At 44.3% G+C, this 16065-nt stretch carries 20 protein-coding genes; 8 read left to right on the forward strand and 12 right to left on the reverse strand.

From position 1 onward, the window contains the following. Positions 1 to 25 precede the first annotated feature (25 nt). Positions 26 to 313: an alternative ribosome-rescue factor A gene (locus tag R7P36_RS12275; RefSeq protein WP_017821594.1), complete on the reverse strand. Its 288-nt coding sequence runs from the start codon at positions 311 to 313 to the stop codon at positions 26 to 28. A gap of 365 nt (positions 314 to 678) precedes the next feature. Between R7P36_RS12275 and R7P36_RS12280 the strand changes: the two genes are divergently transcribed. The 4 genes from R7P36_RS12280 (at position 679) to R7P36_RS12295 (ending at position 2523) form a co-directional block, all read left to right on the forward strand. Then, complete coding sequence (locus tag R7P36_RS12280) at positions 679 to 888, forward strand: cold-shock protein (protein ID WP_005375625.1); 210 nt, start codon at positions 679 to 681, stop codon at positions 886 to 888. Between the two features lie 89 nt (positions 889 to 977). Continuing rightward, positions 978 to 1523 (forward strand): YaeQ family protein, encoded by a 546-nt coding sequence (locus R7P36_RS12285; protein WP_064376786.1) that lies wholly within the window; start codon positions 978 to 980, stop codon positions 1521 to 1523. Continuing rightward, on the forward strand, positions 1510 to 2052 hold the full coding sequence (locus R7P36_RS12290) for a hypothetical protein (RefSeq protein WP_064376785.1): 543 nt from the start codon (positions 1510 to 1512) through the stop codon (positions 2050 to 2052). The genes R7P36_RS12285 and R7P36_RS12290 overlap by 14 nt, the downstream gene beginning before the upstream one ends. A 111-nt stretch (positions 2053 to 2163) precedes the next feature. Then, positions 2164 to 2523 (forward strand): glutaredoxin family protein, encoded by a 360-nt coding sequence (locus R7P36_RS12295; protein WP_005375631.1) that lies wholly within the window; start codon positions 2164 to 2166, stop codon positions 2521 to 2523. 191 nt (positions 2524 to 2714) lie between these two features. On the opposite strand, the gene R7P36_RS12300 is transcribed toward R7P36_RS12295, so the two are convergent. After that, a complete protein-coding gene (locus R7P36_RS12300) occupies positions 2715 to 3341 on the reverse strand; it encodes an OmpA family protein (RefSeq protein ID WP_025768460.1) in 627 nt (208 codons plus the stop codon). Between the two features lie 282 nt (positions 3342 to 3623). On the opposite strand from R7P36_RS12300, the gene R7P36_RS12305 reads away from it, so the two are divergent. Both R7P36_RS12305 and R7P36_RS12310 read left to right on the forward strand, forming a co-directional pair. After that, complete coding sequence (locus R7P36_RS12305) at positions 3624 to 4256, forward strand: thiol:disulfide interchange protein DsbA/DsbL (RefSeq protein WP_213900044.1); 633 nt, start codon at positions 3624 to 3626, stop codon at positions 4254 to 4256. A gap of 13 nt (positions 4257 to 4269) precedes the next feature. Further along, a complete protein-coding gene (locus tag R7P36_RS12310) occupies positions 4270 to 4743 on the forward strand; it encodes an FKBP-type peptidyl-prolyl cis-trans isomerase (RefSeq protein ID WP_005375638.1) in 474 nt (157 codons plus the stop codon). Positions 4744 to 4825: 82 nt separating this feature from the next. Here the strand turns inward: R7P36_RS12310 and cyoE are convergent, their stop codons facing one another. Genes cyoE through R7P36_RS12330 form a run of 4 tightly spaced genes read right to left on the reverse strand, consistent with a single transcriptional unit; the run spans position 4826 to position 8066 of the window. Further along, positions 4826 to 5725 (reverse strand): heme o synthase, encoded by a 900-nt coding sequence (cyoE, locus tag R7P36_RS12315; RefSeq protein ID WP_213900043.1) that lies wholly within the window; start codon positions 5723 to 5725, stop codon positions 4826 to 4828. Next, positions 5718 to 6737, reverse strand: a complete 1020-nt coding sequence (locus R7P36_RS12320) for a COX15/CtaA family protein (protein WP_136976473.1) — start codon at positions 6735 to 6737, stop codon at positions 5718 to 5720. Before R7P36_RS12320 ends, cyoE begins: the two co-directional genes overlap by 8 nt. Positions 6738 to 6748: 11 nt before the next feature. Then, entirely contained in the window at positions 6749 to 7285 is a 537-nt protein-coding gene (locus tag R7P36_RS12325; protein ID WP_017635864.1) for a hypothetical protein, read from the reverse strand. Next, positions 7275 to 8066 carry an SURF1 family protein gene (locus tag R7P36_RS12330; protein ID WP_213900050.1) on the reverse strand — a complete coding sequence of 264 codons (792 nt, stop codon included), beginning with the start codon at positions 8064 to 8066 and terminating at the stop codon, positions 7275 to 7277. The genes R7P36_RS12325 and R7P36_RS12330 overlap by 11 nt, the downstream gene beginning before the upstream one ends. Here R7P36_RS12330 and R7P36_RS12335 point away from each other — a divergent pair. Continuing rightward, positions 8065 to 8301 carry a DUF2909 domain-containing protein gene (locus tag R7P36_RS12335; protein ID WP_005375504.1) on the forward strand — a complete coding sequence of 79 codons (237 nt, stop codon included), beginning with the start codon at positions 8065 to 8067 and terminating at the stop codon, positions 8299 to 8301. The genes R7P36_RS12330 and R7P36_RS12335 overlap by 2 nt on opposite strands. Positions 8302 to 8325: 24 nt before the next feature. Here R7P36_RS12335 and R7P36_RS12340 read toward each other — a convergent pair whose 3' ends face one another. Genes R7P36_RS12340 through coxB form a run of 4 tightly spaced genes read right to left on the reverse strand, consistent with a single transcriptional unit; the run spans position 8326 to position 12613 of the window. Further along, a complete protein-coding gene (locus tag R7P36_RS12340; protein ID WP_005385214.1) occupies positions 8326 to 9210 on the reverse strand; it encodes a cytochrome c oxidase subunit 3 in 885 nt (294 codons plus the stop codon). Between the two features lie 51 nt (positions 9211 to 9261). Continuing rightward, positions 9262 to 9801, reverse strand: coding sequence for a cytochrome c oxidase assembly protein (locus R7P36_RS12345; protein ID WP_213900042.1), 540 nt, complete (start codon positions 9799 to 9801; stop codon positions 9262 to 9264). A gap of 20 nt (positions 9802 to 9821) precedes the next feature. Beyond that, positions 9822 to 11453, reverse strand: coding sequence for a cytochrome c oxidase subunit I (ctaD, locus tag R7P36_RS12350; RefSeq protein WP_213900041.1), 1632 nt, complete (start codon positions 11451 to 11453; stop codon positions 9822 to 9824). Beyond that, positions 11450 to 12613, reverse strand: a complete 1164-nt coding sequence (coxB, locus tag R7P36_RS12355; protein ID WP_213900040.1) for a cytochrome c oxidase subunit II — start codon at positions 12611 to 12613, stop codon at positions 11450 to 11452. Before coxB ends, ctaD begins: the two co-directional genes overlap by 4 nt. A 330-nt stretch (positions 12614 to 12943) precedes the next feature. Between coxB and R7P36_RS12360 the strand changes: the two genes are divergently transcribed. Further along, positions 12944 to 14638 carry a phospho-sugar mutase gene (locus R7P36_RS12360; protein WP_213900039.1) on the forward strand — a complete coding sequence of 565 codons (1695 nt, stop codon included), beginning with the start codon at positions 12944 to 12946 and terminating at the stop codon, positions 14636 to 14638. Between the two features lie 98 nt (positions 14639 to 14736). On the opposite strand, the gene R7P36_RS12365 is transcribed toward R7P36_RS12360, so the two are convergent. Both R7P36_RS12365 and R7P36_RS12370 read right to left on the reverse strand, forming a co-directional pair. Beyond that, positions 14737 to 15159, reverse strand: coding sequence for a GNAT family N-acetyltransferase (locus R7P36_RS12365; protein WP_054701313.1), 423 nt, complete (start codon positions 15157 to 15159; stop codon positions 14737 to 14739). A gap of 79 nt (positions 15160 to 15238) precedes the next feature. Beyond that, positions 15239 to 15871: a LysE family translocator gene (locus R7P36_RS12370; RefSeq protein ID WP_213900038.1), complete on the reverse strand. Its 633-nt coding sequence runs from the start codon at positions 15869 to 15871 to the stop codon at positions 15239 to 15241. Between the last annotated feature and the right edge of the window lie 194 nt (positions 15872 to 16065).

Raw genomic sequence — 16065 nt, forward strand, 5'->3', positions numbered from 1 at the left:
CAGTACATGATAAATTAGGAATAACTTATCTGGTACTAAAAAATTGAATATCATCAGTTTTGCAAACACCTAGTACCAATAAAAAAGCCCTATTCAAAATCCACCTTGGGGAGAACTTTGAATAGGGCTCTTTGCCTCTATGCTTCATTTTACGGCTGAAGCTACCTTTACCTTTTTTCGCTTTAACGACTCGTGTTTGGAACAGCTGACTGGTAACAACCGCTTTTAACGCGTTGTCTTTGATTTCACCTCTGCCGAAGTCGGTCTCATGTTGTGAGCCACTCGGTTGAGGACTGATTTTACGCTTTGCCATAAATCCTCCTTAATGGTCGAACCAGATTGGACAATAATTATATAAATAAGTCAAATTTATAGATTTAGTTGAATTTTATGCTAAAAAACTTCACATCACCGTCATTTATTTGAAATTTAATCAAAAACATGCTGGTTAAATAGTGACTAAATACAAATATTTGTCCATAAAGCACTAATATATGTTGACTCTTCGTGGAATTAACCTAGACTCAAACACGGCTAGAAAGAAAGTTCTTTGTTTTCACATTTCGTTGGATTACTTGTAACCCGTCGTCCTGTGGTACGCAATAGCAATTTATTTTTCCACGCTATAAGCGCCGTTGAGGCGAAAGATTACATTATTTAGATATTTAGGAAATAGACATGTCTAACACAGCTACTGGCACAGTTAAGTGGTTCAACGAAACTAAAGGCTTCGGTTTCATTCAACAAGAAAACGGTCCTGACGTATTTGCTCACTTCTCTGCAATCACTGGTGACGGCTTCCGTACTCTAGTTGAAGGCCAGAAAGTAGAATTTGTTATCTCTCAAGGCCAAAAAGGCCCTCAAGCAGAGCAAATCAAAGTACTTTAATTCTTAAAGAATTTGATACGATAGCCAGCTTTTAAAGCTGGCTATTTTTTTGCCTAAAACTTATTTTGCCAACAAAACGATATAAATCTATGGCTCTTAAACCAACCATTTACAAATTTCGTATCGCCATTTCCGATATGAATAATGACTATTACGATTCTAAAAATCTAACTATCGCCCTTCACCCTTCTGAAAAGCCGCAACGAATGTTGGCTCGCATTCTAGCTTACTGTTTAAATGCTCAAAGCAATCTAGAGTTTACAAAAGGACTCTCTACGATTGAAGAGCCTGATTTATGGCATGTTGGCGATGATCAAAGCATTACTCACTGGATTGAAATTGGCGAACCAGAACCAGACAGAATTAAGAAAGCTTCTCGCCTCGCAAAGCATGTAAAAGTTTACACTTATAACACCAAAGCGGCTGTCTGGTGGGACAAAATGTCAGGAAAGTTCTCAATGCTTCCCGTCAACGTAGAGAGCTTTGACTATGACGCTATCGACTTGATTTGTCAGCACCTTGACCGAGGTACTAACCTTTCTGTTATGATTACTGGCAGCTCAATTTTTGTTGATATCAATGATCAACATATCGAAGTAACGGTGAAGGAACTAAAAAACCATGACGTCTCTTAGTGAACTGAGTCAAGAGATGGGATTTGAAGAAATCCCCTTTGTTAAAGAACATAAAGCAGCAAAGCGACGTTGGTTAAAAGAACAGTCACAACTATTTACAAAAGTTTGTGAGAACAAACCCTCAACAGCACCTACTCTTCACCTGCTTGGCCTTTTGACCAAATCACATATTGAAGCAAGTGCTAACTACGAGCAAAATGCTCACTCTACCCAGCGTATGCAGCAAGTTCTGACTGACTCCTTGGGTAATGAGCACGCGGATAAGTTTACAAACCAATCTGCTGAAGACCTAATCTTAGTCACCCACCTTTGGTTATACACGCAAGGCTATTTAAATATGGATTTCAGCTTGGCGCACGATCATGCCGAGCAGACTCAAAATACATTGCAGCACGAACTTGTCATGAAACGCATGGACGTTGATGCATTCAGAACCGAACTCATGCAAAGTTTTTATCAAGGTAAAGAAGCCCGTCCGGCTTCAGCAAGTGGCTTTTGGGGTTGGTTTAAACGTCTATTTTCCGCATAAAATACATGGTTTTATCCATTTCAAACAACTGATAGACTCCACGTCCAGTGCAACAAGCATCATGATTGCATTCTTAAAGGACAATTACCCAATGAACATCAAGGGATCATTATGAAGTTTATCCGTTGGATTTTAGGCAAGGTTATCTTATTGCTGAACGCGGTGTTCTCACCTCGTGGTATTAAGCGCACCGCAGAAGAACAGCAACGTATTGATGAAAAAGCGAAACAATACGCACTTTACCAATTTGAAGCCTGCCCTTTTTGTGTAAAGGTCCGCCGTGCAATGAAGCGTCAATCGGTGAACATTGAGCTACGTGATGCAAAAAATAACCCGACTCATCGAGCTGAACTAGAGCAAGGTGGTGGGCGAGTTAAAGTCCCTTGTCTTCGTATCGAAAAAGATGGCGAGACACAGTGGTTATACGAGTCATCTGACATCGTCGCTTACGTTGAAAAAGAATTTGCCTAAGTTCCCCCTATGAACATTGGCGGATGTAAAAGAGGCACCTAACGGTGCCTCTTTTCTATTTTTTCTAGCTAGATGTTGCCGTGCGAGCTTTCCTTATTCAGTCTTCTTGCTCAACTCCGAACTTAAACTCCACTAAGCAAATAACGGGTATGCAAGAACAACACAACGAAGATTACCGCCTAACGTCTGCGTTATTCATCCACGATCAATGTTAGCTCTACGCGCCGATTGCAAGCTTTACCACTCGCTGTCGCATTGCTGCACTTCGGTACATACTCCCCGAAGCCTCTAGAAAACACTCGTTGACGTGGAATACTCGTCGCCAATAGTTGTTTTTCTACTTCACGAGCTCGCTTTTCAGATAGCGTGTCATTGAAGCTTTCAGCTCCCGTGCTATCCGCATGACCATCAATCACGACATCAACATCAGTTCTTCCAGCCAGATAGTGACCAATGTTTCGAATCCAGTCTTGAGATTGAGCAGATAACCGTGCAGAACCCGTTTGAAAATGCACTTGCTCTTTCAAACGTATCATCAGGTGACCACCACTGAGCGTCTCGTGAGGAATGTTATGCCTGCTCAGGAACATTTCCAGAGAGGTCACGTTTTGCGACTTTTTTACTGACGCCCTCGCCGTTTGATATGAACGAGGGGAAGAAGCCACATTGGATGCGCTCGGGTATCCCCATTCTGGGTGTCTCAGCTCAGTGTTTGATTTAGGAGCTGTATCTAAAATGTTCCCACCTGGGACCATATCTTGATCGAGGCTACTGCACCCGGCCAGAATGCCACAAACAATTAAAAACCAATGCTTCATACCATTACCAACGTAGAAAAACTCTTGTTCATTGTGTCGACAAAACACGCCGAATCTTTAGCGCTTTTGTCCACCGATTGGTTTGTCTATGCAGCGTTCATGCCACTGGAGTCAATGCCAAATCATCTCTCAAATAAAAAGCAACACTAAAATACCCTACCCTTACAGCCCATACGTCAGGCTAAGTCTGTTACCAATGGTCTCACTTTATTGTTATTTAATGGTTTTAGTCACTATCGTTAACCGATAAACTAACGCAAATTTCTCATTTAGAGCACTACTATGTTAAAAACCATATCGAAAGGCTTTGCTGTTGTTGTTGCCGTAATGGCTTTGTCGGCATGCGATAGCGGCAAGAGTCAGCCTCAGCAAGGCAAACAATACGAAGTTTTGCCAGTATCCCTTGAAGAATATGATTTAGCTCCCCTGACTGAAGCATTCTCTTTAACTTGTGGCCACTGCCGCTCAATGGAAGAGTTTGTCCCTCAAATTGAATCATTGACCGATCAAAGCGTTGAAAAAGTGCATGTAACGTTCAATGAAAGTGCACAAGTGAGCGCCATCATCTTTTATACTGCCGTAATGCAGCTTGAATCAACACCAGATAAAGCGTTTATGGCAGATCTTTTTACTGCTGTGCAAATGGGTGCCGATGCAACGGCTGAGGAACGCCAAATCGCTGTTGAGAAAGCCTTTGAGTCTCGCAACCTTATCAGCCCTTACCATTTAGATGAAGCACAGCAAAAAGCGCTGTTTGAGTACATCACTAAGGCAGAAGCGATCACCACGCGAGGCCAAATTAACTCCGTTCCAGCCTTTATCGTAAACGGAAAATATCAAGTAATTACTGGTGGTCATGACAGCGTTGAAGCCATGGCAGAAACCATCAACTTTTTGCTAAAACAACCTAAATAGACAAGGAGATTACGTGTCTAAATTTTTGTTTCCTCTTATTATTTTTATTTTGGCGGGCTTTTTCATTTACCGTACTTGGACAAACCATAAAGTAGCAGATGAAAACTTTGCCAAAGGCCAAGCATTCTTACTAGAAAATGCGAAAAAAGAAGGCGTCATCACAACAGAAAGTGGCCTTCAATACATGGTTCTTGAAAAAGGCGAAGGTGAGGTTCACCCAACGGCAACAAGTAAAGTAAAAGTACACTACCACGGCACCTTGATTGATGGCACGGTATTCGATAGCTCTGTTAATCGTGGTGAGCCGATTTCATTTGGTCTTAACCAAGTCATTAAAGGCTGGCAAGAAGGTCTACAATACATGGTAGAAGGTGAGAAAATCCGCCTTTTCGTACCAAGCACGCTTGGCTATGGTAAGAGTGGCTCTGGCCCAATTCCACCAGCAAGTGTTTTGATCTTTGATGTTGAACTGCTAGAAATTCAATAAATCTAGAAAGCTTTGTCTTAAAGCCAAAGTATCAAAACCAAAAACGCCGCGAACCACGCGGCGTTTTCTGTTTTAAGAAAGGTTAAAAACCAATATAGTGATCCGAAAGCAATGCAATGAACAACGCCAAAAGATGATAGATAGAGAATTTAAACGTCTCCATCGCGGTATTTGGCTCTGGTGCATATTTTAGCTTCCATGCATGGTACATAAAGCCAGCATTGAGGAGTAGCGAGGCAAAAAGATACACCACGCCGACCATACCAACCAAAACCGGTAGGACACAAACCAAAGTCAATAGCACCGTATACAACAGAATAGAAGTTTTGGTGTACTCAATGCCGTGTGTCACTGGCAGCATGGGAATATCTACCTTGCGGTAATCCTCGACACGATGAATAGCCAGAGCCCAAAAATGTGGTGGCGTCCAGATAAAAATGATCATCACGAGCAGCCAAGCATTCGCATGTAATTGCCCTGTTACAGCAGTCCAACCGAGAAGAGGCGGCATCGCACCGGCAATCCCTGCAATGACGATATTTTGGGGCGTAGCACGTTTGAGGTACATTGTGTATACCATCGCATAGCCGAGCAAACTCATCAAAGTCAACCATGCCGTCAGCGGGTTGACCATCGCATATAGAAGTACAAACCCTAAGACACCTAAAACTGTAGCGAAGGCTATCACCGATGATGGCTTAGTCTCACCCGATGGCAATGGTCGTTTGTGTGTGCGTGCCATTTTCGCATCAATTCGGCGGTCAATTAGATGATTAAACGCTGCCGCAGACCCGGCCATCAGACCAATCCCCGTTAGGCCAACTACCGCCTGAAACCAGGGGAAATCATCAACTGGGGCTAAGCTCATCCCTACTACTGCCGTCACCAACATTAACGCCACCACTTTAGGTTTCGTTAACTTCAAATAAACGGAACTTAGTCGCTTTCGCCCATTTAACGACAGCGCGATTTCTTTACTCATAGCGAACTCCTTTCGCGGTGTAATTCCAAGCCGTTTTACCCTGCCACAAGTAAAACTGGCTAACACAAACGAGACTCAACATAACAGCGGCACCAAGGTTGTGCGCCACCGCGACATAAATAGGAAGTTGAAATACTACGTTGCTTACACCCAGCATAATTTGGCACACCAGCGTGAATAACAACCACCCTCCGATTCTCTGTGAATGATGAGAATCTTGCCTCATAAGCCCAATACTATAAGCCAATACCACGGTGGCGGTAACAATAGCGCCTATACGATGAGTGACGTGTATAGTCATTCTTGCCGGATACTCCAAAACACCAAATTCATAATTCTCGAATCCAGTTTGCCAGAAAGAAAACGCTTCTTTCCATGAGAGATGGCTCATCCAGTCTCCCTCACAAATCGGCAGTGTGGTACACATCAGCGCGGCATAATTTGACGAAGTCCATCCTCCAAGGAGCACTTGCACCAAAACAACCAGAAAAACCAACAATGAAAAGCCTCTCAGAGAGCTAGAAGATGGAGAGAAATAGAGATTGTTTTGCGCTTTTAATTGGCAGTAAAAAATCGCCTGTAACGCCAATAAAACAAAACCACCGAGCAAGTGAAGCATCACGATGACGGGCATTAATTTAAGAGTAACTGTCCACATTCCCAAAAGTGCCTGCCCAATCACCAATACGCTTAGCAACATCGGAATGGTTGAATTTACACGCTCAGACCTTACTGATATTGCAGCGATCGCAAAAATGACTAAACCTAACGTTCCTGCAAAATAGCGATGAATCATCTCAAGCCATGCTTTCTCATGCTCTACTGCCCGCTCGGGGAAGTTCAGGTTAGCACGTATGACGTCTTCTTCTTGATGCGGCACAGAAAAGTGCCCATAACAACCAGGCCAGTCCGGGCAACCTAACCCTGCATCTGAAAGGCGAGTATATGCCCCTAACATGATCACCACGAGAGTTAGCAGCAAACTGAATCTAACCAACTGAATTAATTTCATATGCACTTCCTCTAACCGACTCGTGACAGTTTTAAGAGCTTGCGTAAGTCCGCCAACATACCTTTATTCAATAGGACTAAGTCCTCATTTGGTTTCGGCGAGTAAGACATCACCAGCTGCCCAAGAGGATCAACGATCAACATTTGCCCAGGTTTCACTTTTGCGGTAACCAATTCATTCATTTGCATCGCTAACATCGATACTTCCATGGGATCTGAATGCTCAGTCTGCCAAACGACTGGCACTACTCGCTCTTGATACTTACCTAAAGCAACATGGCTTTGCTGAAGCAGGTAAAGCTGCTGTTTACACTGCTCAGTGCATTCGTTAGGCAATACATAAGCGAGTTGCCAACCATGGTCTTTGAGAGGTGACTCTTGACCAAGCTGCTCTAACGTCGTGTATGGTTCGACTAACTCGCCTCTATTGGTCACTCCGCTTTGATACCACCCTTGTGTAAGAATGACTTTTGCAATGACAGCGGGAAGCGCGAACGTACAAACCAGCGCAATCAACATTAGTCGTCCTTTGGTTACTTTAGATGTCATGCTTCACCTCCATGTGACGCAACTTTTTTTGCCAACGAACAAAAACAATTACAGTCAGTAATAAGAAAACACCTGCCATCGAAAACCATTGAATCGAATAGCCAAAATGTTTGGCACTATTGAGTGGCAATGGATTCCAAGGAAAGTCATAGGGCCAACGAGTTAAATTGTCTGGCTGCAAGACTGCGGGCATAAGTTCAATATTCAGTAGCTGATTCAATTGCGCGATGTTTAGGTTTTGCACGCGAATAACATCGCCAACTTCCGGCATTAACTCTGAACTCAGTGGATTAGTAGATTTTCGGTACAGGCGTCCTGTGATGAAAGTCGAATTATCGAGTTTGGTGACCGTTGGTAACACTGAGCGTTCTGCTCTTCCCTCGACAAAACCAAGCTCCAATAACGCATAGGTACTAGGCTCATCGCTCGTCAATACAATCTGAAATGCTAAATATCCCACACTGCCTTGATGCGTTTGGTTGTCTAACAAAATTACGGGAAACGCCTGAGGAACAACATTAACTTCCACTTTTTTCCCGAGGATACTTTCCTCTCGCCAGTCGTTGTCTTCAAGAACGACGCTTAGTGCTTGGTACGCACTATCCGCACGCGCGAGAATGGCTTGTTCCAATGCTTGTTTTTCCTGCCCTCTCTCAAACTGCCAAAAACCCAGTTTGACCAAAAGAGAAAACACAACCACAGTTAAACCAACTGCAACCCAAAACCGTTTCGATAGCCATAATTGTCTTGATAACAACAATGATGAAACCGGAGGTGCCATGTCCACCGTATTTCTATTCAAACTGACGCTTGTCCTTTTGCTGCTTTTCATTATCTTCAACCTCGCAAAAGCGCTTATCGAAATGGTTCGTGAAGACCCAGATAATCCTGAAAAAAGAGACAAACCCATGAGTCATTACTTAGGCCGTCGAGTCATGTTCTCCGCTTTGGTGGTCGTCCTTTTGCTTATTGCGCTCAGCTCGGGTTGGCTAGCACCAAACCCTCGCCCTTATTAGTCGAACCAAGAGTTCACACTGCGCCTAAAGTACGTAAACAAACACAAACAGACATAACCAAACCACATCCACGAAATGCCAATACCAGCTGCCCGCTTGAAAGGCAAAATGGTTCTTTGGCGAAAAGTGATCTTTAGCGATTCTGAACAGCAGCACGATCAAAAAGATAGTCCCAAGACAAACGTGTAAACCGTGGAACCCCGTCAACATGAAGAACGTGTTACCGTAAATACCGGACTGCAACGTGAGCCCTATGTCTTGATAAGCATGAACATACTCAACCGCTTGGTAATATAGGAAAAAGCCAGCAAGTACGATGGTTATCTCTAACCAAACAATCAGTGCCGTTCTTTTGTCTTGTTCAAGGCTTATATGCGCCATATGTAGTGTAATAGACGACAATAGCAGCAAGATAGTATTGGTAAGGGGTATGCCCTGCCACGGCATAGCTTGTGTTGTTTCTCCTCCCGGCGTCAGTGTGAGTGGCCACATCGCTTCGAAGGTTGGCCACAGGACTTCGTTGGTCATGAAGTTATTATCTGCCCCACCTAACCAAGGCACAGAAATCATTCTGGCGTAGAACAAGGCACCAAAAAAGGCACCAAAAAACATCACTTCAGAAAAGATAAACCAGCTCATTCCTTGGCGAAAAGAACGAGTAATTTGCGAGCTGTATTTTCCACTCAGTGATTCAGTAATCACATTACTAAACCAACCAGCCAACATGTAAAGCAAGAACAAGAAGCCCACCGCTAGCACAATGCCACCAATGGTTCCCACTGCACCGTCACTTTGTGTCCCCTGGACGGTCATGCCTGCGCCAACAGCAACCAAAAACAGAGCAAATGCACCGATGATCGGCCAGCTACTTTGAGCGGGAACATAATATGTTCCTGGCTTGTTACTCATAATTTCTCTCCTTACTGACCAACCTTGGTCTGTATCTCTCTCCCTGAGTGGCTAGGAGCCTGTAGGAGGGGGTAGTTTATAGAGTGTGTAAGACAGCGTTAACGTGTGTATAGACTCCGGCAAGTCCGGTTCGATATAAAAAATCAACGGCATTTGAGCTTGCTGTTTACCATCCAGAGGCTGCTGGTTAAAACAAAAACACTCAATCTTATTGAAGTAAGCAGCTCCAGTCCCGGGAGAAACAGAAGGAACGGCTTGCCCCACCAACTTCTGCCCGCTTTCATTAAATGCAAGGTATTCGGTTTGTACGACTTCACCTGGGTGAACATCCATCGAAATCACTTTGGGTCTAAACTCCCAAGGCATATCTGGGCTGACATGCGCCATAAATTCTACGCGAACAGTTCGGCTCATGTCCGGTTGCATACCTGTCGGTTGAATGGCGGCTACTTCACTTGTCTTTCCATTGATTCCCAGTGCGTCGCACATCACGTCATAAAGTGGGACCAGTGCATAGCCGAAGCCAAACATTAACAGGGTCGCCAAAAGCAACTTCACTGTGAGCTTCTTGTTTGATGGATTCGATTTCATGTCACTCACCCCACTCTTTGCTAGTCAATCTTAGGCGGTGTAGTAAACGTATGATGCGGCGCAGGGCTTGGCACTGTCCACTCTAAGCCTTCCGCACGTTCCCACGGTTTTGCAGAAGCCTTCTCCCCGCCACGAATACACTTGATCACCAACCATAAGAAGATCAGTTGTGACAACCCAAATGCAAACCCACCAATTGATACTATTTGATTAACATCAGCAAACTGAATGGCGTAATCCGGTATGCGCCTTGGCATGCCTGCTAAGCCTAGGAAGTGCATTGGGAAAAACAGGACATTGACGGAAATAATTGAGCACCAGAAATGCCATAAACTCAGCTTGTGGTCGTACATATTGCCCGTCCACTTAGGTAGCCAGTAGTATGCCGCTGCCATGATCGAGAATACGGCACCAGATACCAACACATAATGGAAATGGGCAACTACGAAGTAAGTGTCATGATATTGGAAGTCCGCCGGCACAATCGCCAACATCAGTCCCGAGAAGCCACCAATGGTAAACAGCACAATAAAGGCAATGGCAAACAACATTGGCGTTTCAAATGTCAGAGCTCCACGCCACATGGTGGCAACCCAGTTAAAGACTTTAACCCCCGTTGGTACCGCAATCAGCATAGTGCAATACATGAAGAAGAGCTCAGCAAAAACTGGCATCCCCGTGGTAAACATGTGGTGCGCCCACACAAGGAAAGATAACAATGCAATGCTGCACGTCGCGTAAACCATCGAATGATAACCAAACAGCTTCTTACCACTGAAAGCAGGCAGAATGGCGGAGATGATTCCAAACGACGGTAAAATCATGATGTACACTTCTGGGTGACCAAAGAACCAAAAGATGTGTTGGAACATTACCGGGTCACCACCACCAGCTGCGTCAAAGAAGCTAGTCCCGAAATATTTGTCAGTAAGAATCATGGTCACCGCACCTGCTAGTACCGGCATAACCGCGATCAACAAGAAAGCGGTGATTAGCCAAGTCCAAACAAACATTGGTAACTTGAACCAAGTCATTCCCGGAGCTCGCATATTTACGATCGTCACGATAACGTTGATCGCGCCCATAATGGAGCTGATACCCATGATATGAACAGAGAATACAAACAGCGCAGTGCTATCCGGGCCATAAGTCGTGGACAGCGGAGCATAAAACGTCCAACCAAAATCAGGACCGCCGCCAGGTAAAAACAACGAGCTCAACAAAATAAGAAATGCAAAAGGTAAGATCCAAAAGCTCAAGTTGTTCATGCGCGGCAGCGCCATATCTGGAGCGCCGATCATCATCGGAATCATCCAGTTAGCAAGACCAGTAAATGCTGGCATCACCGCACCAAATACCATCACTAAACCGTGTACCGTGGTCATTTGATTAAAAAACTGCGGATCGACTAGCTGTAGCCCTGGCTGGAACAGTTCGGCACGAATGATCATTGCCATCGCACCACCTGTTAGAAACATCGCAAAGCTAAACCAAAGGTAGAGGGTGCCTATGTCTTTATGGCTTGTAGAATACAACCAACGAGTGATGCCCTGGGGTGCATGATGCTCGTGACCATCATCGATCGCAATGGTACTGTTCGCACTGGCTTCTGCTGGCGCAGACTTCACTGCCTTATCTATTGGCTTACTCATATTTCCTCCTTAGCACTGTCTTGTGCCTTAAAGGCATTCACATCGGATGCTTGCACTGTATCGCCAGTATCGTTGCCCCATGCATTTCGTTGATATGTGATAACCGCGCCAATTTCTTTGTCACTTAACTGATTAGAAAAAGCCTGCATTGCGGTGCCTGGGCGACCGTTGACAATAATATCTATGTGCTCTGTAACGTCTCCGGTTGCAATAGGACTGCCTTTAATCGCTGGAAATGCACCCAGAATCCCCTCACCATTTGCCTGATGACACACAGCGCAACGCGCCGTGTATATCGATTCGCCTTGCGACATCAATTCATCCATAGATAAGTCTTGAGAGAGCGCTTCTTGTGCCGCCGCTTTTTGAAGTGCGAGTTCTTGCTTCTTACTCGCTAGCCATTCATCGAACTTCTCTTCTTCCATCGCATGCACCACCACCGGCATAAATCCGTGTGCACGACCACATAGCTCCGCACATTGGCCGCGATATACGCCTGGCTCATCAATTCTTGTCCATGCTTCATTAATAAAACCTGGAATGGTGTCTTTCTTGACGGCAAAGTCCGGTACCCACCAAGAGTGAATGACATCATCAGAAGTCATCAAAAAACGCACTTTACGATTCACAGGCAACACCAAAGGGTTGTCTACTTCCAGTAAGTAATGTGCGCCTTTAGCTTCGATTCCATCAATTTGTTTTTGGCTGGTGGCAAGCAAACTAAAAAACTCAACATCTTCGCCAAAATAGCTGTAATGCCATTTCCATTGCGAGCCTGTGATCTTGACCGTGATATCCGATTGGCTTGTGTCTTCCATTGCTACTAGAGTTTTTGTTGCGGGAATCGCCATAGCGACAAGAATGATGATGGGTATGACCGTCCAAATAATTTCCACTTTTGTACTTTCATGGAAATGTGCGGCAACTGCTCCTTTTGACTTGCGATGACGGAAGATGGAATAGAACATCACACCAAAAACAATCAAAGCAATTACACAGCAGATATAGAAAATCAGCATATGTAATTCATACACTTGCCCACTTATCTCTGTGACCCCTTTTGTCATGTTGTAGTCATTTTCCTTTGACCAACCAAAAGAGGGAAATGTGATTAAAATCACATTCAGTGATAAGGCTAGAGTAGTCGTTAATCTTTTCAAAAGATCTCTCCTCTGCTCAGCCGCTACGCCTACGCGAGCTTCCTTGCGTCCCGATGCAAATATCGAACAACTTTACTAAAAATCACAAAAACTACGATTTCGACACGGTTTGTTATATTTATGTTAAAAGGCTAGTTATAGTTCCAAGGTTCTTCAAGAAATTAAATATGATTAAATTTTGTTCGGATAAGAAAAATTAATTCGGTTTATCGATTGCTCTCTTTGAAATGTAATTGAGAACCATTTACATTGATTTAAAAGAAAACATTGAGATACTTACCAAACGAAGTGTCCAAGAAAGTAGGCTCCCCCTACTAAGGAATGACTGATATGACAGCACTAATTACGCAATGGCTAGAACGAGACCCTGATCCTAAGACTCGTGAAGAGCTACAACACCTCGTCGATACGAACAATGAACAAGAACTTACTGATCGCTTTGGCTCACGCCTTGCCTTTGGTACTGCAGGCTTACGTGGCAAAGTGGGCGCAGGTCCAAACCGAATGAACCGCTTGGTGATTCAAGAGACCGCCACTGGTTTAGGGAACTATTTGCTTGAGCAAGTCAAAGATGCCGCGAGTCGTGGTGTCGTTATTGGCTACGACGGTCGTCCCGATTCAAAACAATTCGCGCATGATACCGCATCCGTACTGACGGCCCTTGGTATCAAGGTTTACCTAACGTATGACGTTGCAGCAACCCCAATTGTCGCGTTTGGTGTCCGTACATTGAATGCAGCGGCCGCTGTTGTTGTTACTGCCAGTCACAATCCACCAGAATACAATGGCTTTAAAGTATATTGGGAGAATGGCGCACAGATTATTCCTCCACACGACTCTGGAATCGCAGCGAAAATTGATGACGCAACAACGAAGCCATTACCTTTAATGTCTCTCGATGATGCAAAACAGCACGGTTTGTTAGTTTGGTTGGAAGACGACTACTACCAAACTTACCGTAAGACAATGAATGAAAACGCGCTGCTTACTCCTGACAACAATACCGATATATCTATTGCTTACACCGCAATGCATGGCGTTGGCGCGAATATGGCGGAAACGCTACTTGCCGACGCAGGCTTCCAAAAAGTGGCAAGTGTTAAGGAACAGCGCGAACCTGACGGAAGCTTCCCAACCGTCAACTTCCCAAACCCTGAAGAAGCCGGTGCAATGGATATGGTGATGGCATTAGGTAAGTCCGTAGATGCAGATATCGCTTGCGCTAACGATCCAGATGCAGACCGTTTTGCCTTGGCAGTTAAACGCCCAGATGGCGAGTATCAAATGCTAACAGGTGATCAGGTGGGCTCACTGTTTGGCGATTACTTGCTGGAACAGCAACCTAACGCTTTGGTTGGCAACACCATCGTATCCTCAAGAATGCTGAGCAGCATCGCTAAGGCGCATGGCGCACAATACTATCAAACATTAACTGGCTTTAAATGGCTTACTAATGTTGCCATGGAACAAGAGACAGAAACCAACCCATTCTTGTTTGCTTATGAGGAAGCGCTCGGTTATACCGTGGGTAACAAGGTGTGGGATAAAGATGGTTTATCTGCAATCGTCGCGTTTTCACAGCTAACAGGCAAGCTTAAAGCGCAAGGCAAAACACTGTGGGATAAACTGGAAGAGCTGTACCGCGAGCACGGTTTCTACTTCAACGCACAACGCAGCATCGCTCTCGACCCGAACTCTCCACCAATCGGCGACAAACTCCGAGCCAATCCACCAACAGAGATTGCTGGTAAAAAAGTTGCAGTAACCGAAGATCTTAAAACATCGGTTCGCATGTTTGACGACGGCTCTGAAGAATCCATTGACTTACCAGCAAGTGACGTATTGATTTATCACCTAGAAGATCAATCTCGCGTGATTGTTCGTCCTTCTGGTACTGAGCCAAAACTAAAATGTTACTACGAAGTCATCAACCTCTTCCCTGCGGATATGAGCTATGAACAAGCACAGCAAGCAGCAGAAGCGAAGATGAACGAACTTATCGACGCGCACCAGCAAAGTTTGTAAGTCAAAGAGAAACATAGATATTTGATACAACAAGAGGCGCAAATTCGCGCCTCTTTTTTGATTTTCACTAGAACAAGTCAAGCTAACCCGTGCTTTCCCTAGCCTACAATTTCCTTTTGTAGAAAGTACTTGTGGATGCCCTCTGCAGGATAGCCTGAGTACTGCCCCACTTTCTCAAAACCCAATTTGAGATAGAACTCAAGAGCTTGAAAGCTGTAGGTATCCAAATAAACATGGGTAACCCCATGAGGCTTTACTTTTTGTTCTAGCATCGACATTAATTGACTACCGAGACCAGAGGTTCGACTTTCAGCGTCTACCCACAAAAACTCAACAAACACCGTATTTTTAAACATTTCGCCAGTCAAGCCACCCATGATCTTGCCATTCTCATCTTTTGCGAAACAGCCTATAGCATGCACTTCCCCTTCAGGTAAATGCAGTCGGTTATAAGATCGAATACCTTCACGAACAAAATCAAGGTCTGTTTGATCTGGATTTAAACAAAATTCAAGCTTCATATACCCTCTCCTTAGGAAACACCAATATCCTAAAACAAAAAGCCAGCAATTGCTGGCTTTCTGATGGAATATGATAACTTTACAAGGCGAAACTACTCAGCATCCACAACGCCAGAATAACAAACACTAACCCCATTAGTTTATGTTGATACGTGCGGAATTTTTCGTTCTTGAGCAGCCCTTTGCCCAATGTGCCTGCTAACCCAACAAGTAATAAATTGAATGACAAGCCAAGAACGTTCAACAATAACCCTAGCGCTAGCATCTGCTCACCAGAAGATGCCGTGATATTGCTTGAGACAAACTGCGGCAAAAACATCACAAAAAAGACCAAGGCTTTAGGGTTGAGCAAATTACTCATCAAAGCACGTTGATAATAAGTTGATGCCATTTTGTTTTGACCATCAAGCTCTGGAGCCGAAGATGCCTCAGCTCGTAAGCAGTCCCAACCCATTTTTAACAAGTAAGCGCCACCTAGTAGATGAAGGACTTTAAGGGCTATTGGGCTCATGGCAATCAGGGTAGATACACCCATTGCTGCAAGCAAAGTAAGAATAACACCAGACGTCGCATTGCCTAAGCTAGCAAAAAGACCGACCTTCTTACCGTAACTCATACTAGAACTCGCTATCAGCAACATATCGGGCCCTGGTAACAGCAACAAAGCCACTACTGCGGTGAGATAAACAGGAAGTACAGATAAATCAATCATGATGGAACCGCTTTTCTACAACAAGGCGGCGAATGTTATACCAACAAAATAACATCATCCAGCCCAAAATAGCCAAGATAAATCAAAAAATAAAAATCATAGTTTGCCCAGCTGAAAAATAGCAATCAATTCGCCTGTTTATCAAAATCGAATAGCAATTTTGTACAAAAATAAGCACGATGGATCCGTTACAC

It is taken from the genome of Vibrio sp. 397 (assembly GCF_033339395.1).
Taxonomy (GTDB): Bacteria; Pseudomonadota; Gammaproteobacteria; order Enterobacterales; family Vibrionaceae; genus Vibrio; species Vibrio alginolyticus.